Origin of the sequence: Oceanisphaera pacifica, from assembly GCF_017498065.1 — a bacterium.
In the GTDB taxonomy this organism is placed as follows: Bacteria; Pseudomonadota; Gammaproteobacteria; order Enterobacterales; family Aeromonadaceae; genus Oceanimonas; species Oceanimonas pacifica.
Genome location: NZ_JAGDFX010000004.1, coordinates 104,594 through 127,033 on the forward strand (window position 1 = coordinate 104,594; position 22,440 = coordinate 127,033).

23 protein-coding genes are annotated in these 22,440 nt (G+C 47.9%); 16 read left to right on the forward strand and 7 right to left on the reverse strand.

Translation table 11 applies throughout. From position 1 onward, the window contains the following. Positions 1 to 64: 64 nt before the first annotated feature. Positions 65 to 1,213 carry a 3-phenylpropionate MFS transporter gene (locus tag J3U76_RS04545; RefSeq protein ID WP_208004657.1) on the reverse strand — a complete coding sequence of 383 codons (1,149 nt, stop codon included), beginning with the start codon at positions 1,211 to 1,213 and terminating at the stop codon, positions 65 to 67. 84 nt (positions 1,214 to 1,297) lie between these two features. Here J3U76_RS04545 and J3U76_RS04550 point away from each other — a divergent pair, with 84 nt between their 5' ends. Then, positions 1,298 to 2,248 (forward strand): ChaN family lipoprotein, encoded by a 951-nt coding sequence (locus tag J3U76_RS04550; RefSeq protein ID WP_208004658.1) that lies wholly within the window; start codon positions 1,298 to 1,300, stop codon positions 2,246 to 2,248. Here the strand turns inward: J3U76_RS04550 and J3U76_RS04555 are convergent. Further along, positions 2,216 to 3,583: a GGDEF domain-containing protein gene (locus J3U76_RS04555; RefSeq protein ID WP_208004659.1), complete on the reverse strand. Its 1,368-nt coding sequence runs from the start codon at positions 3,581 to 3,583 to the stop codon at positions 2,216 to 2,218. The two genes, J3U76_RS04550 and J3U76_RS04555, sit on opposite strands and share 33 nt — an antisense overlap. A gap of 169 nt (positions 3,584 to 3,752) precedes the next feature. Between J3U76_RS04555 and J3U76_RS04560 the strand changes: the two genes are divergently transcribed. Beyond that, positions 3,753 to 4,484, forward strand: a complete 732-nt coding sequence (locus tag J3U76_RS04560) for a glycerophosphoryl diester phosphodiesterase (protein WP_208004660.1) — start codon at positions 3,753 to 3,755, stop codon at positions 4,482 to 4,484. A 713-nt stretch (positions 4,485 to 5,197) separates the two neighbouring features. Beyond that, positions 5,198 to 6,514, forward strand: coding sequence for a DEAD/DEAH box helicase (locus tag J3U76_RS04565; protein ID WP_208004661.1), 1,317 nt, complete (start codon positions 5,198 to 5,200; stop codon positions 6,512 to 6,514). 534 nt (positions 6,515 to 7,048) lie between these two features. On the opposite strand, the gene J3U76_RS04570 is transcribed toward J3U76_RS04565, so the two are convergent. From J3U76_RS04570 to hutX, 4 genes are all read right to left on the reverse strand, one after another. Next, on the reverse strand, positions 7,049 to 8,215 hold the full coding sequence (locus J3U76_RS04570; protein WP_208004662.1) for a benzoate/H(+) symporter BenE family transporter: 1,167 nt from the start codon (positions 8,213 to 8,215) through the stop codon (positions 7,049 to 7,051). A gap of 135 nt (positions 8,216 to 8,350) precedes the next feature. Further along, positions 8,351 to 8,782: a CBS domain-containing protein gene (locus J3U76_RS04575; RefSeq protein ID WP_208004663.1), complete on the reverse strand. Its 432-nt coding sequence runs from the start codon at positions 8,780 to 8,782 to the stop codon at positions 8,351 to 8,353. Positions 8,783 to 8,948: 166 nt separating this feature from the next. Continuing rightward, positions 8,949 to 9,476 (reverse strand): heme utilization protein HutZ, encoded by a 528-nt coding sequence (hutZ, locus tag J3U76_RS04580; RefSeq protein WP_208004664.1) that lies wholly within the window; start codon positions 9,474 to 9,476, stop codon positions 8,949 to 8,951. Next, complete coding sequence (gene hutX, locus J3U76_RS04585) at positions 9,469 to 9,972, reverse strand: heme utilization cystosolic carrier protein HutX (RefSeq protein WP_208004665.1); 504 nt, start codon at positions 9,970 to 9,972, stop codon at positions 9,469 to 9,471. Before hutX ends, hutZ begins: the two co-directional genes overlap by 8 nt. Before the next feature lie 315 nt (positions 9,973 to 10,287). On the opposite strand from hutX, the gene J3U76_RS14665 reads away from it, so the two are divergent. The 10 genes from J3U76_RS14665 (at position 10,288) to J3U76_RS04635 (ending at position 18,520) form a co-directional block, all read left to right on the forward strand. After that, complete coding sequence (locus J3U76_RS14665) at positions 10,288 to 10,983, forward strand: TonB family protein (RefSeq protein WP_208004666.1); 696 nt, start codon at positions 10,288 to 10,290, stop codon at positions 10,981 to 10,983. 3 nt (positions 10,984 to 10,986) lie between these two features. Continuing rightward, entirely contained in the window at positions 10,987 to 11,610 is a 624-nt protein-coding gene (locus tag J3U76_RS04595; protein WP_208004667.1) for a MotA/TolQ/ExbB proton channel family protein, read from the forward strand. Further along, entirely contained in the window at positions 11,607 to 12,032 is a 426-nt protein-coding gene (locus J3U76_RS04600) for an ExbD/TolR family protein (protein WP_208004668.1), read from the forward strand. Before J3U76_RS04595 ends, J3U76_RS04600 begins: the two co-directional genes overlap by 4 nt. Next, on the forward strand, positions 12,029 to 12,859 hold the full coding sequence (locus J3U76_RS04605) for a heme/hemin ABC transporter substrate-binding protein (RefSeq protein WP_208004669.1): 831 nt from the start codon (positions 12,029 to 12,031) through the stop codon (positions 12,857 to 12,859). The genes J3U76_RS04600 and J3U76_RS04605 overlap by 4 nt, the downstream gene beginning before the upstream one ends. Then, on the forward strand, positions 12,859 to 13,875 hold the full coding sequence (locus J3U76_RS04610) for a FecCD family ABC transporter permease (RefSeq protein ID WP_208004670.1): 1,017 nt from the start codon (positions 12,859 to 12,861) through the stop codon (positions 13,873 to 13,875). Before J3U76_RS04605 ends, J3U76_RS04610 begins: the two co-directional genes overlap by 1 nt. Beyond that, the gene (locus J3U76_RS04615) at positions 13,875 to 14,648 is read left to right on the forward strand and encodes a heme ABC transporter ATP-binding protein (protein ID WP_208004671.1); all 774 of its coding nucleotides are present in this window, start codon (positions 13,875 to 13,877) and stop codon (positions 14,646 to 14,648) included. The genes J3U76_RS04610 and J3U76_RS04615 overlap by 1 nt, the downstream gene beginning before the upstream one ends. A 206-nt stretch (positions 14,649 to 14,854) precedes the next feature. Continuing rightward, positions 14,855 to 16,522 carry an energy-dependent translational throttle protein EttA gene (gene ettA, locus J3U76_RS04620; RefSeq protein ID WP_208004672.1) on the forward strand — a complete coding sequence of 556 codons (1,668 nt, stop codon included), beginning with the start codon at positions 14,855 to 14,857 and terminating at the stop codon, positions 16,520 to 16,522. A gap of 305 nt (positions 16,523 to 16,827) precedes the next feature. Continuing rightward, entirely contained in the window at positions 16,828 to 17,319 is a 492-nt protein-coding gene (locus J3U76_RS04625; RefSeq protein ID WP_208004673.1) for a porin family protein, read from the forward strand. 170 nt (positions 17,320 to 17,489) lie between these two features. Then, the gene (locus J3U76_RS04630) at positions 17,490 to 18,209 is read left to right on the forward strand and encodes an AzlC family ABC transporter permease (protein ID WP_208004674.1); all 720 of its coding nucleotides are present in this window, start codon (positions 17,490 to 17,492) and stop codon (positions 18,207 to 18,209) included. Next, entirely contained in the window at positions 18,206 to 18,520 is a 315-nt protein-coding gene (locus J3U76_RS04635) for an AzlD family protein (protein ID WP_208004675.1), read from the forward strand. Before J3U76_RS04630 ends, J3U76_RS04635 begins: the two co-directional genes overlap by 4 nt. A gap of 472 nt (positions 18,521 to 18,992) precedes the next feature. On the opposite strand, the gene J3U76_RS04640 is transcribed toward J3U76_RS04635, so the two are convergent. Then, on the reverse strand, positions 18,993 to 19,580 hold the full coding sequence (locus J3U76_RS04640) for a DUF4202 domain-containing protein (RefSeq protein ID WP_208004676.1): 588 nt from the start codon (positions 19,578 to 19,580) through the stop codon (positions 18,993 to 18,995). A gap of 203 nt (positions 19,581 to 19,783) precedes the next feature. On the opposite strand from J3U76_RS04640, the gene hmpA reads away from it, so the two are divergent. The 3 genes from hmpA (at position 19,784) to J3U76_RS04655 (ending at position 22,414) form a co-directional block, all read left to right on the forward strand. Next, positions 19,784 to 20,980: an NO-inducible flavohemoprotein gene (gene hmpA / locus J3U76_RS04645; RefSeq protein WP_208004677.1), complete on the forward strand. Its 1,197-nt coding sequence runs from the start codon at positions 19,784 to 19,786 to the stop codon at positions 20,978 to 20,980. Between the two features lie 116 nt (positions 20,981 to 21,096). Continuing rightward, positions 21,097 to 21,939, forward strand: a complete 843-nt coding sequence (locus J3U76_RS04650) for an HpcH/HpaI aldolase/citrate lyase family protein (RefSeq protein WP_208004678.1) — start codon at positions 21,097 to 21,099, stop codon at positions 21,937 to 21,939. Positions 21,940 to 22,048: 109 nt separating this feature from the next. After that, entirely contained in the window at positions 22,049 to 22,414 is a 366-nt protein-coding gene (locus J3U76_RS04655; protein WP_208004679.1) for a glutathione S-transferase N-terminal domain-containing protein, read from the forward strand. The last annotated feature ends 26 nt before the right edge of the window (positions 22,415 to 22,440 follow it).

Consider the following 22,440-nt stretch of genomic DNA (forward strand, 5'->3'; position numbering starts at 1 on the left):
TCCTGTATATGTGATAAGTAATAGTGATTATGCTGAACAACCACTTCTAGGTTAGGGCTTAGTGTTACGGCGTTTCTGCTGCATTGCCCTGCAAGGGGCGGCGTAACAACACCAAAGCGGGGAGTATTATCGCCGCCATTAACCAAAAGGTCTGTCCGCCTAAAGTCGGATATAGCTTACCCGAAGCGACCAATAACACCGCCACCACTAACCCTAATGCCAGTGCACCATATAGGGCTTGGGCACCAATCACAGCTTCTGGTTTGAGATCGCGACTAATGTAGCGCATGGCACCTAAATGGCTAAGGCAAAAGCTGCCCGCATGCAGCAGTTGCGCCACTACTAACCATATCAACTCAGTGGTGCTTCCTAATATTCCCCAGCGCACTAACGCAAACGCCGCGCCAGCTAATAATAACCCTTGCGCGCTCATACCTTCAAACCAGCGTCGGTTTAGCGCCAACACTGCAATTTCAGCCAATACTCCCAGTCCCCATAAGTAGCCAATAGTAGTGGTGGCGTAGCCCTGACTTTGCCAATGCAGGGCACTAAACCCATAATAAAACGCATGGCTGCCCTGTAATAGCGAGACCACCAGCAAAAAACGCTTCATTTCCGGTTGGCGCCACACCGTTAACACGCTGTTACCTTGACGTTCCTTGTGTTGCTCAACAGGGGCGGGTGTCATGGGGGAAAAACTCATTAGCCACATTAGCGCCAGAGACATTAACATGGCATGTAAAATCCACTGTGCTCCCCAGTGATTACTTAAGCTACCCACCGCCACATTGGCCACAATAAAAGCAAACGAGCCCCATAATCGAGACTTGCCATAGTCGAGGCGCACTTGTTGGATTAAACGACTGGCTAAGGCTTCATTAACCGGCATAAGTGCGGGATAAATGAGATTAAGGGCCAACATAAGTATGACCAATGCCCATAGCGACTGGCTTAAATAAAACCCAGCTACTATCAGCACGCTTAATCCGGCTAATAAACGAATGGCGGGCAGCAAATGATGCGCGCTGCGCAATTGGCTCATTACGGCTAAACTACCTACACACCTCGCCACCATGCCCAAACCCAGCAACCAACCGATAACATCGGCTTCTACCTCAATATGGCTTAACCACAAAGACCAATAAGGAAGATAAATCCCGTAGCTAAAATAAAACAGGGCGAATAAAGCGGAAAGCCAAATAGCAGGAGACATTTTTATCACTAAGTAGTGGATCCATAATGCATATGATAATACGTTATGTTTTATCTTTTATTAGTTTTTTATGAAGGTTAGTTGATGCAACGATTGATATTACTGGCAGGCTTATTATTAGCCGGCTGCCAAGCACCGTCTTCCACCACTCACACAGATTTTTTTGCCGAACACTTATTTGACTATCAACTGCACAGCCCCACAGGAGAGATGATGTCCCTCGCTGACGGTGCTGCTCAGTTAGCCAAGGCCGATGTGATTATGGTGGGCGAGCTACACGGCCATCAAGGCGTGCACCGCTTTCAAGCCGACTTACTTGCCCAGCTGCTTAAACAACCAGAGCCCATCGCCTTAGCCATGGAGCAATTTAGCCGCAACAACCAAGCGGTGGTAGACAAGTATTTAGCCAACGAGCTCGGCGAGGACTTATTTATTAAAGACAGCCAAGCTTGGCCCAGTTATCGCAGTGACTATCGTGCGCTTATAACCTTGGCTAAAGAAGCGAACATCGCCGTTATTGCCGCTAACGCACCACGCAACATAGTGCGCTGCATTAGCCAAGAAGGTCCAGATTACTTAACGAGACTACCGGCTAGCGAACGTGGCTGGGTAGCCGACAAGTTAACCCTTGACGACGATGCTTATAAAGCGCGCTTTATGGAAAACCGCCATCATGGCCAAGCCCCAACTGAGCGGCAATTTGCCGCCCAAACCACTTGGGATGACACCATGGCAGACAGCATAGCTCAGTATTTACAGCAGCATCCAAACAGCAGGGTTATGCTAACCGTGGGTCGCTTTCATGTTGCTGAACGACTGGGCACAGTACAGCGTTTAAGGCAGCGCAACCCAGCGCTTAATGTTGCCGTTATTTACCCCGTTACCGCCACAGAAAGCCAACCCGAGACACCAGTATGGACTTTGCAAGTTGCAGTCTTACCCGCCACTCGCCTAGATGGTGAACCGCTACCAGCTTATAGCTCAGAGCAGCCTGAGTGTCACTCACTCAGCCACAGCGCAAAGGTTACGCCCTAAGCTTTTAGCTCGATACAAGGCTTTATCGGCGCGGTTAATTAAATGCTCATAATCGGGGTGGCCATCAAAAGTTGCCACCCCGCCGCTCATGGTCACTTGCTGGGTTTGGTTACCTGGCAGCTTCAAGGGATTATTCATTAATTTGGTTCGGATTTTATCTGCAATGACCAATGCCTTATCTGCCGACACTTCCACTAATACCAGCAGTAACTCTTCACCACCATAACGGAATACAAAATCACTGCTGCGTACGGCTCCTGCCACTAAATTCGCCACTTGTTGCAACACCATGTCGCCACCTTCATGGCCATGGTTATCATTAATGGCTTTAAAGTGATCAATATCAAATAATATCACTGAGAATACGCCACTATTACGTTTAGATAATTTTACCTCGCGGTTCATTACCGCCGGTAGAAAGCGTCTATCTAATAAACGAGTCAGCGTATCGCGCCCCTGCTCTAACTCAATATAGCGGTCAAATAATGTGGTTAAAAAATAAATAATGGCTTTTACTTCTTGCTGTAATTGCGCCATTTTCTCCACCATATTGCCCGATTGAGCCGACGCTTGTAATTGAGGCAATAGGACGAGATCAATATGTTGTAACACTTGTTCAATTTGATTAATTTCTGGCGCGCCATCAAATACCGAAATGGCTTGATGATAAAACCACAACCCAAACTCAGAGCGACTCAAACCTTTAAATGTGGCTTCACCGCTGTGCAAAGCAAACATCAGCTCGTGACTCCAATCCAGTAGTGCCGCCCGTTGTCGCTCTCGCTCTACAGATAAATTTAAGCTCAGCGAATGCAAGCGATAGGCTTCATCGGCACGACTTTTACGATCCGATTTAGTCACATAGGCCAAACTCATTAGCTCTAACGAAACATCCATCACATCTTGTAGATACTGCACCGCGGGTAACCAATCAGCTGGGGTCTGCCAGAGATTTGATATTAATTCAAGCAAGCGTCGTTTATGTAAACGTGCGCCTAAAGACACCAAGTTAATCGGCAGATTAATACGCGCATGCACCTTACCCACTTCAAGTTGGTGCTCAACCGCTGCTGCTATTTCAGAGGTATCTTGAATTGAAAACGCTTGTTTTAACCACAGTATCATGGAGGCTTTTAAACGCTGATTAACCACTTGATGCTCTAAAAATTCTCGCGCTTCAGGCAAGGCCATCATTTGCTGATAAAAACTATCTGTCAGTTCCGAACTGTGAGCAAACACCAAATCTCGCATCCGAGAACGCATCGACTGATCATAGTCAGACAGAATAATGTGCCATTGATTTTGGCCGTAACTAAGAGGATCGATTATTGGCATGCTATTTCTCAGGATGAAAGCGGGGCCGCATTATAAATAGTTTTGCTGTACGAATACACGTTTACCCTTAATATGAGCGAGATGATAGACAATAAGTATAATAAAACGATTTTAATACCTATAAATAAGTCACATAAGTCACGCTTGTTAGCATGATAAGGGAGGGTATATGTTGCAGTGCGGACATCGCGGGCTGGCCAGTATCGCCCCCGAAAACACCTTGGCGGGGTTAGAAGCCGCTCATCAATATGGCTTATCTTGGGTAGAAATAGACGTGCAACTCACCCAAGATAATCGCGTGGTGCTGTTTCATGATCAGCAGCTTGACCGCTGCACCAATAGTCGCGGCCTATTCGGCCAACATAGCTGGCAACAGCTGAGCCAGCTTGATGCCGGAAGCTGGTTTTCTGCCGAGTTTGCCAATGAAAGATTAGTACTGTTATCGGATTATCTTATTCGTGCCGCTCAGCTCAATATAAAAGTAAATATAGAGCTAAAACTATACGCTCAAGGTGACGCCCTGCCATTGGCGCAGCAGGTAAGCCAAGTGCTCGCACAGCGACTAATACCAGAAACACAGATACTCTTGTCTAGCTTTAATATAGCTACACTTGCGTATATGCAGCAGTGGCAGCCAATGATTAAGCGCGCCTTATTGGTTAAGCGCATACCTCATAATTGGCAGCGGTTATTACAATCTCTCGATGGCCACGCCCTGCACTGCGATTATCGCCATCTCACTTGCTCAAAAGCCCATGAAATCTCTACCGCAGGGTATCAGCTCAACTGCTACACCGTTAATAGCCAGCACCAGGCCAACACCCTAGCAAGTTGGGGAGTCAATATGATTTTTACCGATAATCCGTTAAGACAAGCGCCCGGCGCCCAGCACCTTGTTTAAAGCGGTAAGCCTGTCACTTCATCACAAGTCTGTAAAATGTCATAGTGTAGGAAGAGCCAGCAGGCTTGCCTTCGCCAACTCGCTTAAACCGCATCCATGCGGCGCTCGGCAAATGCCGTCCCTGGCATTTGACGGTTGGCTACGGCAATGCCTCCTATCTCTTCTTCATGCTTTAGTGGCGACTGTTTGTAGTAACAGTCAGTTCAGATGCTAATGGGAAGGCAGAAGGTGGCTGCTCCGTCGACCCTCCGCGCCAAGGATGGCGCGGCGGAGCCCCAGTGGGGCGAGTCTCTTTCGCCTAGATGAGCTTTTTAGCCAGACCGAATATCCAGTGAATATTCGCAGTTGGCTAAAAAGTGAGTGGCCTATTTAGCGGCGAGTCGAGCGGAGCGCTCTGCCTGACTTTTACCCAAACATCAACAAAAAGATGTAACTAAGTGACAGGCGGTCAGCTTTAAGCTGTCAGAAAAATCAAAAAATAGTACCGAACAAACCAACCTAAGTCATGCCACATATATGCGGTGACGACAGAGCTCTCAGCTTTCTAGACTTGGCGCTAATGCTCCCTGTCGCTGAAGGCTGAAAGCTGACGGCTTAGCGCTAGTGAACACTTAAACTTATTGCCCTTTGTGCTTTTCTGTTATCATATTATAAGTTTGCCTCTCGGCAATGCCTCTTAGCCGTCCGCCAGGACCTTTTTAGTTCGGAGTCTCATGTCTTTTGCTTCCCTAGGCCTTAATGCCCAGCTCGTTCAAGCGATCAATGAATGTGGTTATACAGAACCTACCCCTATTCAAACTCAAGCCATTCCGCTGGTATTAAAGGGCGGTGACTTATTGGCCGGCGCCCAAACTGGTACCGGTAAAACCGCAGGCTTTGGCTTGCCCATGTTGCAACGCTTAAGCGAAACAAAAGCCACACCGCTGCGCAACGGGCGCGCGCCTGTGCGTGCACTTGTGCTCACTCCCACCCGTGAGTTAGCGGCACAAGTTGAAGAAAATATTCGTGCCTACGCTAAGCATTCAGGTTTAAGAACCTTGGCCATGTTTGGGGGAGTAAGCATTAACCCACAAATGAAAGCCTTAGGCGGAAAAATAGATGTGGTGGTGGCCACACCGGGACGTTTACTCGATCACGTATCACAGCGCTCTATTGACTTATCACGCATTGAAATGCTGGTATTAGACGAAGCGGATCGCATGTTAGACATGGGTTTTATTCGCGATATTCAGCGTATTATTGCTAAAATGCCGCCTAAGCGCCAAAACTTGCTGTTTTCAGCAACATTTTCTAACGAAATCAAAAAGCTGGCCGAGAGCCTATTAACAAACCCAGAGCACATTGAAGTCGCAAAGCGTAACGCCACCGCCGACACCATAGCCCAGCGTTTTTATGGCGTAGATAAAAACCGCAAGCGTGCTTTGCTCAGTTATTTAATTGGCCACCATAACTGGCAACAAGTATTGGTTTTTACCCGCACCAAACACGGCGCAAACCGTTTAGCTATGCAGCTAGATAAAGACGGCCTGCCCGCCATGGCGATTCATGGTGATAAAAGCCAAGGTGCACGTACTCGTGCTTTAAGTCAGTTTAAATCAGGTAAGCTGCGCGTATTAGTGGCCACCGATATTGCTGCCCGTGGTATCGACATTAGCGAACTGCCTCATGTGGTTAACTTTGAGCTGCCTCATGTTGCCGAGGATTATGTGCACCGTATTGGCCGAACCGGTCGCGCCGGTGTTAAGGGTGAAGCCATGTCTTTGGTGTGCTTTGCAGAAAAGCCGCTGCTAAAAGCCATTGAGCGCGTCACCAAGCAAAGTATAGAGTTAGAAATACTCCCAGGCTTTGAACCACTACCCGATAGCGAGCAACCGCCAATTGAAAAGCCCGCCGCCAAACGCGGCCGTGGCAATAGTGGTAGCCGAGGCCAAAATAGTGGCCGTGGTCATGCTGGGCGTAATTCAAACCCACGTTCAGCCAATAACAAAGCGCCGCGCAGTAATAAGTCACCCCGCCGTAGCGACAGTTAAAACATAGCTGATAGCCGATAGCTATCAGCGCTAAGCCGTCAGCTATCAGCAAACAAAAAAGCCGACTACTCTGTAGTCGGCTTTTTTATCATCCTCTTATACCAAACACACTAAATATTTGTTCTATTGAAAACCAGCATAAAATAGGAAGCTGGGTCACCTCCCACGACACGCCATAAATCCACCCATGACATTCACGGTTGTGGGATGCGATCTCAGCCGCCTCTTCTTGAGCTCAGCGTTGTCATTGAGACTGCTAACAGGCAACTCAGTGGCTGATGGCCGGATAAAGGGAGTAACTCCACCGACCATCACATGACAGGGACGTCATGTGTTGAGCGTCACAGGGAGGTGCTTGCAGCGTGTCGGTGGAGTCACCCCTTTGTTCGGCTTTTGCAGCAAGTAAAACGACTGTTTCTTTAATGTAATTAGTATTAAAGTATTTAAGATAAGCCTAGGTTGGGACTTGCACAGATCTGAAGAATGGATTACCGCGCTACGCTCGCAATGACAGCTTAAGAGCAGCGGTACGACTTACAGTTTAGCGCTACGCTTTACATTTAACCCATGCACAATTCCGCCTACCAATAATCCCCAAAAGGCACTGCCGATCCCGAACAAAGCAACGCCGGAGGCGGTGATCATAAAAGTTAATAAAGCCGCATCTCGCTCTTTTTCATCAGCCAATGCCACCGTTAAGCTGCTACCAATGGTGCCCAATAAGGCAAGTCCGGCAATGGCCATAATCAACTCGTTGGGCAAGGCGGCAAATAAGCTCACCACAGTAGCGCCAAACAAGCCCATTAATAAATAAAAAATACCCGCCCAAACGCCTGCTTTATAACGCTGTTTAGGGTCGGCATCCACCTCTTTACCCATGCATACGGCGGCACTAATAGCGGCAAGGTTAAAGGCAAAGCCACCAAAAGGGGCCAGTAACAAACCGGTAATGCCCGTCCAGCTAATTAAAGGCGAGCCTTGGGTGTGATAGCCATGCGCGCGCAATACGGCAATGCCGGGCACATTTTGCGAGGCCATGGTGACCACGAATAAAGGAATGCCAATGCCAATTAAACTAGCGAGAGAAAAACTCGGCGTCATCAATACCGGCTTGGCTAACTGCCAGCTAAATTGTTCAAACTGCAAAAGCCCCGTTACTGCTGCCACCGCCAGCCCAACACATAAACTGAGCGGGATCACATAACGCGGCAAACGGTGGCGTAAGGCAAAATAGGTGGCAAGCATGGCTGCAACTAACCAAGGCTGGGTCTCGGCCGAGCTGAATAAGTCGAGGCCAAAGGTGAGTAAAACGCCTCCCAGCATGGCCGCCGCCAGCCCTGGGGGTACTCGCTGCATAATATGGTCAAACCAACCAGTAATGCCACAGAGAAAAATAAGGGCTGAGCTAAAAATAAAGACCCCAATTGCCTCACTCATGGGCACACCGGCCAGCGCCGTCACCAATAACGCCGCCCCTGGGGTAGACCAAGCGGTCAGTATAGGTTCGCGATAACGCAGCGAAAAACCAATGCAGGTGGCGCCCATCCCTAGCCCTAGCGCCCACATCCAAGAGCTAATTTGTGCCTGACTGGCGCCAGCCGCCGCAGCGGCCTGAAAAATAATCGCCGCCGAGCTGGTATAGCCCACTAATACCGCAATAAAACCGGCCGACAGATGTGAAAACTGAACAGCAGAGCGCATATCTCATCCTTAAAACACAGCGGTACGCCTTATGCTGTACGCCATAAGTTACATAATAACCCCGTTTTACAGCCCATTCATAAGGCGCAAGATACCATTGCTCCGGTAAAACTGGGCTTCTTGCCCCTCACCAAGTTAGCGATGATTTAATAACTCAGCACACAAACGCACAAAGTCAGAGGAGGTGACAATACCAATCAAACATTGATTGTCATCCACTATGGTTAAACAACCGTGTTTATTATTTAGAAAAAACTCAACCACCTCGGTTAAGGGCGCGTTAACATCAACAGATTCAAAATCAGCGTCAATAATCTCTACCACACGACACTGGCGCTCACGCCGCTCTAGCGCACTCACACCATAATCAGATAACAGTCCCATAATGGTGGCAATCATGCGTTTTTGCGTTAATACCCCCATTAGCTTGCCACTTAAGGCATCGACCACGGGAATATGCCGAATACTTTTTTCACGCATCATGTCATGCGCATCTTTTAACGTTGCAGACTGATCGAGCGTCAGTAACTTACGCGTCATTATATCGCCAACACAAATAGCAGCCATAGGTCACCTATCCTTATTGATTACTTGATCACAATGCCAATTAAATACATATTTTAGCATCTATCATAATCTCTCTTGATACAGTGTGATAGACCTAGAAAAGGCCAAACAAAAAAAGCCCGTTAATCGTTCAATTAACGGGCTTTAATTCCAGTGAATATATCGTTTAGCTTGCGCTGGCAACCGGTCTATGACCGTCAGTTAAGTGCAATACATCAACCAAATCATCACCACTGACCGCAAACGCCTGACCAAAACCTTTTACAAATAAGCCTTTTAGCGGCACTAAGCGAAATAAATGAAAATCTTCCAGTTTACTTAAGCCATCTATGGTGTCATCAAATCGGGCGCGCAGTGCATCAATACCGGCTTGCCACTCTGGGCTATTACGGGTCACGCGTTCAGGTCGCGCATCAAAGGTTAAGCGCTTGCGTGCAAATAAGGTGCGGCTATCTTGCTCGTCCGCCACCATCATTAACGAAATTTTAGGATTGGTGAGCAAATTTTTAGTATGGCGCGCCATTTCACTGATCAAAATGTAATAACCATCTTCTAACAAAGCAAAAGGCGCATAACTCACATTAGGTGTGCCTTCGTTATCAACGGTCGCTAATACCAAGGTTTGGCTGGCATCACGAAACTCACGAATTTCTGGCTCTAATCGTCCTTGTAAACGCTCTTGTTTATTAAACATTGGCTAACTCCTTTAACGCCTTAAATTGTGCTACTTGCTCAGGAAACAATACGCCCTGCTCGTCTCGACCTAAATAAATCTTAAAAATAGTGTTGCCTTGCCCATCGTAAAACACGATCGCATAGGCTTCATTGCCTCGGTGTGGCTTACTTTGCAGTGAAATATGTGCCACTGCGTCTAACTTAAGATGACCATCTAGCTCACCAAATTTAGCTTGAAGGTTATAAAAGCCATACCCAAGACGCCCACTGGGCACAGGCGCTTTTACTTCAAAAATAGATCCCGCCACTTCAATGATGGTGGTCACTCGCCCCCAAGTGGCAACTTGCTCTAAAATAGCCTGGGCATGATGACCCGCAAGAGGAACAATAAGATCACGAGGAAGGCGGCTGACTAGCTCCCACTCTGACACATTGAGTTGTTTTGCCATGGCGGCTGGGCGCAACTTAGGCTCATTTTCTAATAATTCAAGCACTTGGCGAGTTAGCTCAGGCATGCTAATTCAATCCTCTAATGAAAAACGTTGTTATACGCTTAATGGTATATTGCATCATGTTGCATTGTAATAAATAAGCCTGCCTTCTCACTTTAAGAGAGCACAGCTGTTCACCACTCCCCCATACTTATCTCTTCAATTGCAGCGAGCGAGTGGACTTTATACGTGGCAGCAGGCTAATACAATATAACATCTAATGCAACTCATTATCATTAGTAACACCGATATCGATAGCGATAGACATTGCGCTAAAAATACGTATTCTATAGCATCACGAAATCGAAATAACTCTCATTTATAACTTGAGGTTTTCTAGTGAGCTTTAAACGCTACGCCGTTTTTGCAATGGCCTCTTTGCTATTGCACGGCCTATTGGCACATGCCATGGACAATCAGGCGCTAACCATTGCCGCCCCGCCAGCCGAGCCTGGCCCCATCAGCGTGCAAATGATCCCCACAGTGACTCAGCCCAGTGCTGAGCCCGAGCCTGTGGTGGAGCCCAAACCTGAGCCAAAACCTGAGCCCAAGCCAGAACCTAAGCCTGTGCCCAAACCTAAGCCGGTACCTAAACCTGAGCCCAAGCCAAAGCCAACTCCCAAACCGGTAGCAAAACCTAAGCCTAAACCGGCTGCAAAACCCACACCCGCGCCAACGCCCAAAGCGCAGCCTAAGCCTGAGCCAATTAAAAAGATGGCTGAAAAGCCAGCTGCTAAAGCAAAAAATAGTGCCCCCAAGCGCATTGAAAGACCTAGCTTTCGTAGTCGTCCCGCTCCTATTTCTTATCCGTCTCGAGCTCGTCGCCGGGGTCAAGAAGGGACTGTCGTTATTGAAGTGTGGTTAGATAAGCGCGGCGAGCAAACCAAGCGCGTTATTGTGCAGTCTTCTGGTGTGAAAGCGCTAGATTCAACCGCCTTAAAAGGCGTGGCTAAATACCGTTTTTCTCCTTATATAGAAAATGGGCAAGGTATTGCTCACCGTGTTCATATTCCCATTCGTTTTAAATTGGATTAAATCATGACTCTACTACATCAATTACATCAGCAATTAGGCCTAATGAGCTGGCCACTGATCCTCTGCTCTGTGCTTACCTTAGCGCTGTGGCTTGAGCGAGGCTTAACCTTGCTATGGGTGAGTTCACGAGGCGAACAAGAAAAAAAGCAGCTGCGCCTAGCTGGCAATAAATTTTCATCGGTCGAACTAGAAAACCCTAATTCTTTAATTTTACAAGGCTGTCGTTTATTGGTGCAGCATAAAGACTGTGACAAAGCCACCCGTGAAGACTTAGCCGGCATTTGGCTACAACAGCAAAGACGTAAGCTGCATTCAGGGTTACGCGTGCTCACCTTAGTGGGGGTTATTAGCCCACTGCTTGGGCTACTGGGTACGGTATTAGGGCTAATTAGTATGTTTGCCAGCATTGGCGAAAGCGGCAACCCTGTCACTCCTGCTCTGCTTGCCGATGGTTTAGGGCTTGCCATGAGCACCACAGCTGCCGGCTTAATGATTGCCTTGCCCGCCATTGCCGGTGCCCAGCTATTTGGCTTATGGGCCGATCGACTGCTCGACAAGCTTACCCATGAACTCAACCAGTGCAACTTACACCTAGATGGCGTGGCACTAGGAGGCTGTCCGTCATGATAGGCCGCCCCGATAGCTCCAACGGCGGATGGCGTTCCTTAACCCCCGATATTACGCCACTGCTGGATATTATCTTTATTGTATTGGTGTTTTTGCTGCTAACGGCCAATATTCCGTTGCAATCCTTAGAAGTCGATTTACCTGACACCGACAGCCAAGCACTCACCAGCGTACAAGATAGTGAATCCATGACCATTAATATGCTGGCCGACACCCCCGCTTGGGCACTGGACGGTGAACAATATGACAACTGGGATCAATTTAAAGTTATTTTAGAGTCGCAAATCAGCCAATTAAAAGACACGGATCTGGTGTTGGCGTCTGATAAAGACGTCACCGTTGATAGCATGTTAAAGCTGCTGGCCTTTTTGCAAGAGCATCAAATTGCCGCCACCCAAATACTGATGGAGGACTCACAATGATCGCACGCTTACTTTTGCCACTGGTCTTATTAGCCACCGGCACTGTGCACGCCGACGCCTCTCGACTGTTGAGTGCCGGTAGCAGTGTTACCGAACTAGTCTTTGCCCTAGATGCCGGGCAACATTTAGTGGCAGTAGACAGCACAAGTGCACTGCCACAAGACAGTGAATTGCCACGTTTAGGCTATCATCGCCAGCTAAGCGCCGAGGGTATCTTATCAACTCAACCCACCTTAGTGATTGGCAGTGATGAAATGGGCCCGCCCACCACACTTAAGCTGATACGCCAAGCAGGCATACAGGTAGCATCCCTGCCCGAGGCCATGTCGATTGCAGAGCTACAAACTAATATTACGCACTTAGGTGAGTTACTTGATCGCACCAAGCAAGCCGCGCAATTACACCAACAAATTAACACCCGAGCCCAGGCGCTTAACACCAAAATTGAGCAGCCTAAGCGCACTATTTTTCTGTTGATTGGTGATGGCGCTACCGTACAAATTGCCGGACGTAACACCCTAGCCGATGCCATGATAGCCACAGCTGGCGGCACTAACCCTGCTATCGAACAAGTAGAGGGTTATAAGCCGGTGGCCATGGAAACCATAGTGGCCATGGCACCAGAAGTGATTTTAGTGAGTCGTCGCCATTTAACCGATACCTTAGACGATAACGCCCTGTTTAAGCAGTTTCCGTTGTTGCGCCAAACGCCCGCCGCCGATCATAACGCCATTGTGCCCATTAATGGTAAAGCCTTAATTGGTGGCTTTGGTTTAAGCACCCTAAGTGAAGCCGAACGCTTGCATCAAAACTGGTTAAGCCACTAATGAATAAGCGCACCGCCCTCTACCCTATCTTGCTGGGGTTACTCATTGTCACCGGCCTTGGCTCCTTAGCCACAGGCCCTATGTCATTAGACTTATTTAAGTTATTGACCCCAGCACAATTTAGTAGCACCGAAAACCTCGTTTTGCTGCATATTCGCCTGCCCCGTACCCTACTCTGTTTAGGCGTGGGAGCCACTTTGGCTTTATGTGGCGCTGTCATGCAGGGACTGTTTCGTAACCCTCTGGCAGATCCTGGCATTATTGGGGTCTCTAGCGGTGCCGCATTAGGGGCCGCGTTATCTATGGTGTTACTGGCCCCGTTTGCGGTGTTATTACCCGCTTGGCTTGGTGCCAGCTTAACCTCTCTTATGGCGTTTTTTGGGGGCTTGATCACCACCTTGGTGGTGTATCAACTTGCGCGCACTCCTCAGGGCACGTCTGTGAGTATTTTATTATTAGCAGGGGTTGCCATCGGCGCCTTAAGTGGCGGCATTTTAGGCTTGTTAAACTACTTAGCCGACGACCAAACCCTAAGAGATCTCACCTTGTGGCAAATGGGCTCTATGGCCAAAAGCGAGCCTTTTTACCTGGCCTTAGTCTGTGCCACCGCGCTCATGTTAACTTGGGTATTACGCGGCCATGCCCACAGTTTAAATGCCTTAGCGCTAGGCGAAGCCGAAGCCAGCCATTTGGGTATAGATGTGCAATTGCTTAAGCGTAAAATGGTGTTGTTATCGGCCTTGGCGGTGGGGATCAGTGTGGCCGCGGTGGGCATTATTGGTTTTGTCGGCTTAGTGGTGCCACACTTGGTGCGCCTTGTGGCAGGCCCCGATCATCGCCGTTTGTTACCGCTCTCTGCGTTATTAGGCGCTTGGTTATTATTACTGGCCGATATGATGGCGCGCACTGTGGCTGCCCCTGCAGAAATGCCGGTGGGTATTGTTACCGCCTTATTAGGAGCCCCCTTCTTTTTGTGGCTGTTGTTAAAACAAAAACGCGGCATAGGGCTGGCATAATGAAGACCCCCACTCCTTTACTAGATATACAGCAACTGTCACTGACCATTAACCGTAACAGCTTGCTCAGTGACATAAATTTACAGTTAGTTGCCGGTCAGGTGACTGCCCTTATTGGTGCCAATGGCGCAGGTAAAAGTACCTTGTTTAAGTGCATTGCCGGTGAGCATAACCCCAGTGGTACACTTAAGGTATTTGGGCGGCCTCGTGAACAATGGTCACGCCAAGCACTGGCACGGCAGTTAGCCGTGTTACCGCAACAATCGGCGTTGCAGTTTCCCTTTTTAGCTCGTGAAGTCGTCAGCCTTGGGCGTATTCCTCACCAAAGTTGTGAGCGAGACAATCTGCCCATTATTCAGCAGGCCATGGAGCAAGCTAAGGTCTGGCATTTGCGTGACGCGCCTTATCCTCGTTTATCTGGGGGTGAAAAACAGCGGGTGCATTTTGCCCGTATTTTGGCGCAGTTAGCCGGTGAGCCCAGACCCCGTATATTACTGCTCGACGAGCCCACCTCCGCATTAGATTTAGGCCAGCAACACCAATTACTTGGTGAGGCGCAACAACTCGCCGCTCAGGGCTGCGCCGTGCTAATCATTGTGCATGATCTTAACCTAGCTGCACGCTATGCCGATCAACTGGTATTGCTAGACAAAGGACACATCGTCAGCCTTGGCAGCCCAGAGCAAGTACTAACGCCTATAAATGTGGAGCAATACTTTGGCTACCGTGCACAATTAATGCAAAGCCCCCACGGCCATCAAGTGCTGGTTTAAAATAGCGCCTAGCTAGACAAAAACACCAGCGCTGCAGCGCACAGGTGGCACAGGGCGCTTGGTACTCAAATTCTCTCAACGCTGGCTTTCCGCGCTCAGGTCAGTACCATATACGCCAATGCTTTTGGGTGCGCGATGGGGTTCACCTCCCTGAGTTGCCACCTTTATTACTTATTATTTTTTGTAAGATCAGGACAATTATAGCTATGGCTCAATTTGTTTATAGTATGAACCGCGTGGGCAAAGTGGTTCCGCCCAAGCGTCATATTCTGAAGAATATTTCTTTATCATTTTTCCCCGGTGCCAAAATTGGCGTATTGGGTTTAAATGGTGCTGGTAAATCGACCTTGCTGCGCATTATGGCGGGCATAGATACCGAAATTGAAGGTGAAGCACGCCCACAACCTGGTATAAACATTGGCTACTTACCCCAAGAGCCAAAGTTAAAGCCTGAGCAAACAGTACGCGAAGCCATTGAAGAAGCCGTATCAGAAGTAGCCGGCGCGCTTAAAGAGCTGGACGAGGTGTATACCGCTTATGCCGACCCCGATGCCGATTTTGACAAGCTAGCTACACGCCAAGGCGAGCTAGAAGCCATTATTCAAGCCCACGACGGCCATAACCTAGACAACCAGCTCGAGCGTGCCGCCGATGCGCTGCGCTTACCCGCTTGGGATGCCACCATAGATAAACTATCTGGTGGTGAGCGCCGCCGTGTGGCCATGTGTCAGCTGTTGCTAGAAAAGCCCGACATGCTGTTACTTGATGAGCCCACTAACCACTTGGATGCCGAATCTGTTGCTTGGTTAGAGCGTTTCTTACACGACTACGAAGGCACAGTCGTGGCCATTACCCACGACCGTTATTTCTTAGATAACGTAGCCGGTTGGATCTTGGAGCTAGACCGTGGTGAAGGTATTCCGTGGGAAGGTAACTACTCGTCTTGGTTAGAGCAAAAAGACGAGCGCTTATCTCAAGAGCAATCTTCTGAAGCGGCTCGCCAAAAATCCATTCAAAAAGAATTGGAGTGGGTGCGTCAAAACCCCAAAGGTCGCCAAGCTAAATCTAAGTCTCGTATGGCCCGCTTTGAAGAGCTACAAAACCAAGATTTTCAAAAGCGTAACGAAACCAACGAACTGTTTATTCCGCCAGGTCCCCGCTTGGGCGATCAGGTAATCGACGTTGAAAATCTGACCAAGTCTTATGGCGATCGCGTATTAATTGACGATTTATCCTTTAGTATTCCTAAGGGCGCCATCGTGGGTATTATCGGCCCCAACGGCGCGGGTAAATCAACGCTGTTCCGTATGTTAACCGGCACTGAACAAGCCGACTCTGGCACCATCACCTTGGGTGAGTCTGTGCAATTGGCCTCGGTTGATCAGTTTCGTGACGACATGGACGATAAGAAAACCGTGTGGGAAGAAGTGGCCAACGGCCAAGATATTCTGCGCATTGGTAACCTTGAAGTGAACAGCCGTGCCTACTTAGGCCGCTTTAACTTTAGAGGCAATGATCAGCAAAAACGCGTCGGTGAGTTATCCGGTGGTGAACGTGGCCGTTTGCATATGGCAAAGCTACTGCAAACCGGCGGCAACGTGCTATTACTGGATGAGCCCACCAACGACCTGGATATTGAAACGCTACGCGCCCTTGAGAACGCCATTTTAGAGTTCCCTGGTTGTGCCATGGTCATTTCCCACGACCGTTGGTTCTTAGACCGTATTGCCACTCATATCTTAGATTATCAAGATGAAGGCAAAGTAGAGTTCTTTGAAGGTAACTTTAGCGAATACGAAGACTGGAAAAAGAAAACCTACGGTGCAGAATCAATACAGCCTAAGCGTATTAAATATAAGCGCGTAACTAAGTAAGCAATGACTTAAGCTGATTAGTAAAAAGTCTGCGTTTAAGCCAGTAGGTTTAATATATACCTTAAAACACCGCCCTCACCGGCGGTGTTTTTTTATCCTCGTAAAAAATAATACTAAGCGCTTATTCTCCGCACGACACAGACCTGCTTTACAAATAAAACTTCACAACGACAAGGACTGACTCGGCGCTAGGTTATGCTTGTTTCACACTTTGGTGATATTGCATCAGAGTCGAACAATAAACAGACCCAGCGTCTTAAAAATAACAACAAAACATACAATCTCAACAAAAAAGAGTAGGCACTATGTTTAAAAAAATTACTACTGTTTCTGTCGCTTTAGCAGCACTCACTTGTGGCAGTCAGGCCATGGCCGCAAACTATGTTGGGGGCAACATTGCCGCCGTTGAAGCAGGCGATGCCGATTTGGTTGCCTTGTATGGTCGTTTAGGTACCGAGTTTTCTGAAAACTTTTCTGGCGAAGTGCGTTTGGGTACCGGTATAGACGATGACACTATTTATGGTAATAAAGTTAAATTAAAACACCTTGTCGGTGCTTATGTACGTGGCGGCATTCCTGTTGCTGATGTGTTTTTCCCGTATGCCACAGTGGGTTTTACCGACGTTAAATTATCATCTAACGGCTACAGCGATTCTGGTAACGATATTTCATTTGGCTTTGGTACCGATATTCGTATCAACCCCAATGTTGATCTAAATATTGAATATATGAATTACTACGATAAGCATGATGTGACCATTGATGGCTTTTCAGTCGGTGCAACTTATCGTTTTTAATTAAACGTTGCCGATAAACAATTATTGCTTACCCTCTAACACACCGCCCTCGTCAGCGGTGTGTTATTATCTATTCTCACTCAGCACTGTCTTTCACCGCTAAGCTCGCCCCTTAGCGCGCATAATGATAAGCTTATTGGTCCTTTAACGTATGAGCCCTCATTATCGCTATGGACACTTATGCAGCACAGGCCAAACTTGAGGCCGCCGATACTTGGCATGGTTTTAAACAGCTATTACCACTGTCTATTTTTGTCGGTGCCTTTGGCCTCGCATTTGGCTTAGCCGCATCACAACAAGGCTTAACCAATGGCACCATTATGTTGATGAGTGCAACTGTATTTGCCGGCACCTCACAATTTGCCGTCCTTGATATGTGGGGCACACAAATCCCGCTGGTGCCATTAATTATTACCACCTTCGCTATTAATGCGCGCCATTTATTAATGGGGGCAACTTTATACCCTTGGTTACGTTATCTCACCCCCACTAAACGCTATGGCATTATGCTTTTGGCTTCTGATGCTAACTGGGCCATGGCCATGCAACGCTTTCATCGTGGCGAGCGGGCGCTGGGTATTTTATTTGGCGGCGGTTTAGCAATTTGGTCGTGTTGGATGATAGGCACCTCTATTGGCCTTTATTTTGGTAGTGCGATTCAAGACCCTGTGAGTGTGGGGTTAGATATGGTGCTGGGTTGCTTTTTATTAGCCATGACCTTAGGTGGGCGTAAAAATAGCCGCACCCTGATTATTTGGTGTGTAGCAGCCTGTTCATCTATGTTGGCGTATTGGTGGTTACCTACTAATAGCCATGTGGTGGTTGGCGCTTTATCCGGTGGCGTGCTGGGGGCATTGTGGATGGAAAAAGCTGAGGTGGCTAAATCATGACCCTTGAAACAGCAGGCAATGGCACCTTACTGATTATTTTAGTGATGGCATTGGTCACACTCGCCACCCGTTTAGGCGGCGTATTTGTGATGTCGTTTATTCCCATTAGCCAACGGGTACACCAGTTTATTACCGCCATGTCGGGTTCGGTATTAGTGGCCATTTTGACCCCCATGGCGGTGAACGGCGATATAGGTGCGCGCGCCGCCTTGCTGACCACAGCGCTCACTATGTTGGTGTTAAAAAAACAACTACCTGCCATTGCCGCCGGCGTGATTGCCGCGGCCCTCAGCCGCCATTTTTTGGGATGAATTAATATAGCGCCCAGCTAAACACCAAAGCTAAAGATGATTGGCAATGGAACCCGCAGAAAACACGGAAAAATAGGGATCAGATCTGAAAATGCTCACTATTGATAAGGTCTACCCAAGTGCCGCTTCGCGCCACCAGCCAGCTAAAGCGGCTTCTACCAGTAACAGTAAAGCGGACTGGCTGAGATAAACCGATGAGGGGTGAGGGGGACGATACTCAAAACAACAGCTGCTCCCTAATCTCGCTTTAATCAGTTTGCTTTATCTCGTCCTCCTCACCCATCACCCTTTACAAGTCTTATATCTATTTTTCCGTGGATTCAGTGGATTCCGTTGCAAAAGTATTTTGGTGTTATTTTTTAGGTTTAAGGTTACTCCTTTATCGCCTTACTGAACTTGTTTTAGCATCTTTTTTGCTTTGCCATATGTTTTCTGACGGCTGACAGCTTAGAGCTGACCGCTGATAGTTTTACTACTGCAAAGCCTTACCGACCAGCTCGCTGATTTCTTTATTTAGCTGCAACTGCAAAGCTGCGGCTTGGCCTTCAGCCGACATTTTGCCCCAGGTTTTTTGAATAATGCTGATAAGCTTTGCTTCGCTATGACGCTGGGCAAAATCTGCTAAATAAAATTCCATAAAGACCAAGCAAATAATATCTTCTAAGGTTTGCACCTCTGAGTCACGCTTAAGCTGCTTTTTTAATAGCAAGTCTTTAATTTGCGCTTGCTCAGTGTCGCTATAGCCCACCTTGGCCATTAGCTCTGCGGTAAAGTCACCATGAAAAGCACCTAGGTCGGTGCGCCAGCGTTTATAGCCGGCTCTGTCCATTGGGTAGTCTGCACGGGGAATATGCCAGCGCTTAATATGCTGTGCACGACAGGCGATTTGCAGCAGTTCGCTGGCATTAGGCGCAAACTCAGCCTGTTTCGCACTCATACGCACACTGTATAAATACTCTTTGGGCCAGACTTGTCCATCTACTTGCTCTTGGTTGGGATCTTGCTTATTTTCAGCATCAATTAAAGCCCATACTTGCTGTAGTCGAGAGTTATTGGTCATTTCATCGTCCTGTATCTAAGCTCAGCGCCTTACGCTAAGCGCTATACGCCAAAGTTGGCTCTTGTCGTACCTGAATTGCGCCTGTGCGTACCGCTGCTCGGAGGGTTAAACACAAAAAATATAAATTTATATTGATGCAAATCAAGTGACACTATAACATACCCACTAAGTTGCATTACAAATACACATTAAGGCAGTTAATCATGTTGGATAGTCGCACCCGAGAAATTGTAAAAAGTACCGTCCCTTTGCTTGAATCAGCCAATACCGCACTGACCGAGCACTTCTATAAACGGATGTTTCGTGATAACCCCGAGCTTAAAGACGTGTTTAACCTAAGCAATCAAGCTTCAGGTCGCCAACCCGCTGCCTTGTTTACTGCGGTACTCGCCTATGCCAAAAATATTGATAACCCTGCCGTGTTAAGCCACGCCGTTGAGCGCATTGCCCAAAAACATACTGGTTTCTCTATTAAGCCAGAGCAATACGATATTGTGGGTCATCACCTATTAGAAACCATTAAGGAGTTGGCCCCCGACGCCGCCACCCCCGAAGTGATTGACGCTTGGGGCCAAGCCTACGGCGCCTTGGCCGGCATTTTTATTGGCCGCGAAGAACAGCTATATCAAGAAAAAGAACAACAAACCGGCGGCTGGCGTGGTTACCGCAACTTTGTGGTGAGCGAAAAGCGCGAAGAAAGTGCCCTGATCACTAGCTTCTTGTTAACGCCAGAAGACGGGGATGCTGTGCTCGACTTTTTACCCGGTCAATATCTTAACTTGCATCTAGTTAGCCCTAAGCTGGCTAATAATGAATATCGTCAATATTCATTATGCCAAGCGGCAAACGGTAAAAACTATCGCATTGCCGTAAAGCGTGAGCCTAACGGTGTGGCCTCTAATTTTATGCATGATGAAGTGCACATTGGCGATACGCTGCAAGTACTGCCGCCATCGGGTGACTTCTTTATGGAAGTAAGCACTGACACTCCTGTGGTGTTAATTTCTGGCGGTGTGGGTCAAACGCCGATGCGCGCTATGCTTGACAAGCTTATTCAACATCAGCATAAAGCGGATATTCATTGGTTGCATGCCTGTGAAAATGGTCAACAACACGCGTTTAAAGACAGCATTCAAGCGCTGCGCCAAGCCAACCATAATTTAACTACGCATGTGTGGTATCGCGAGCCCGAGGCGAACGCTCAAGAGCAAGCGCATTATAATGCTACTGGCATCATGGATTTAAACCCATTAAAAGACAGTATCATCATGCCTCACGCCCATTATTACTTCTGTGGTCCTTTGCCTTTTATGGCAATGGTAAAAGAAGTGCTAGCTGGTTGGGGCATTAATGAAGAACGCTTACACTACGAAGTATTTGGCCCTCACGAGACGCTGTAATTCTACATAGATCTCACTATGAGATACTGACGGTTTACAGTATTGGCGCACTGGTTTAAACAGAAGACTCCATCACACGATGTTAAGCACATCGCTCACATCAACAGGGGTTTTCTATGGACATTAATGCGCTACAAACACTGCTATTCGTTCCGGCCACACGACCAGAGCGCTTTGACAAGGCATTGGCCAGTGGAGCCGATGCCATTATTATCGACCTAGAAGACGCAGTGCCCGCCGCAGAAAAAGAAGCGGCGGGTAAGGCACTTAGCACTTGGCTTGACACCCAACCTAACCACTCAGTATTAATCCGCATTAACCCCATTGATAGCCCTTGGTTTAAACAAGATATACAGCTGTGTCGTTCTAAGGCAGTGGCTGGTGTGGTGGTACCTAAAGTTGAGGATGCTGATGCCTTAGCTGAGCTGGCCCGCGCTTGCGAAAAGCCTTTATTGCCGTTTATTGAATCGGCCCTCGCCTTACATCGTCTTAATGATATTGCCGCAGTCTCTGGCGTCGCCCGCTTTTTATTTGGCAAGCTCGACTTAGCCCTCGATTTAGGCATGGACTACCCACAACCAGCAGGCGAACCCTTAGATGAGTCGGCATTTTTATATGCACGCAGTCAGCTGGTGGTTTGTTCACGAGTGCATGGTTTAGCCGCTCCCATTGATGGTATTTTTACCGCACTTTATGACGCCAAAGGACTCACTGACTATGCCCGTCAAGGCATGCGCTTAGGCTTTAGTGGCTTTTTATTAATTCACCCCGCCCAAGTTAAACCGGCCCAAAAAGCCTTAACCCCCACCAGTGCTCAAATTTCTTGGGCCAAGCATATTATTGAGGCCGAAGCCCGTGAAAAAGGCGCTGTGGTGGCGGTAGGAGGTAATATGGTTGATTTACCTATTATATCTAGAGCTAAGCGAATTATGGAGCTGGTGTCTAATTTAGGTAAGTGATGCTAAACACGGCTTCTTGTTTGAGATAGACTCGTTATTAAATATTGAGCAGCCATATCAGGCTGCTCAATTAATATCGATGAAATTATCAATCAAGTAAGGGGTCGTTATGCTAGTTAAAGTGTTACGTAATGGGGTTGGGGGCATTTGGCAGCTGGGTGATTTAATAACGCGCCCCACTAAAATGAAGCGCACACCCGAAGCACAGCTTGAGGTTGAAGAGCAGTGCAAAGAGTTAGCCTTATACCAACTGCCACGCTGCCCATTTTGCATTAAAGTGCGCCGTAATATGCACAAGCTAAACCTCCCTATAGAAAAACGCAATGTAAACCCAGGCTCACCTTATCGGGATGAGTTAGCAGCAGGCGGCGGTCGTGTAAAGTCACCTTGCCTACAGATTACAGAAAATGGTGAAACCCGTTGGATGTATGAGTCCAATGACATTATCGCCTATCTCGAACAGCGCTTTGCTTAAAAAGTGAAGCGTGAAAACTAAAACGC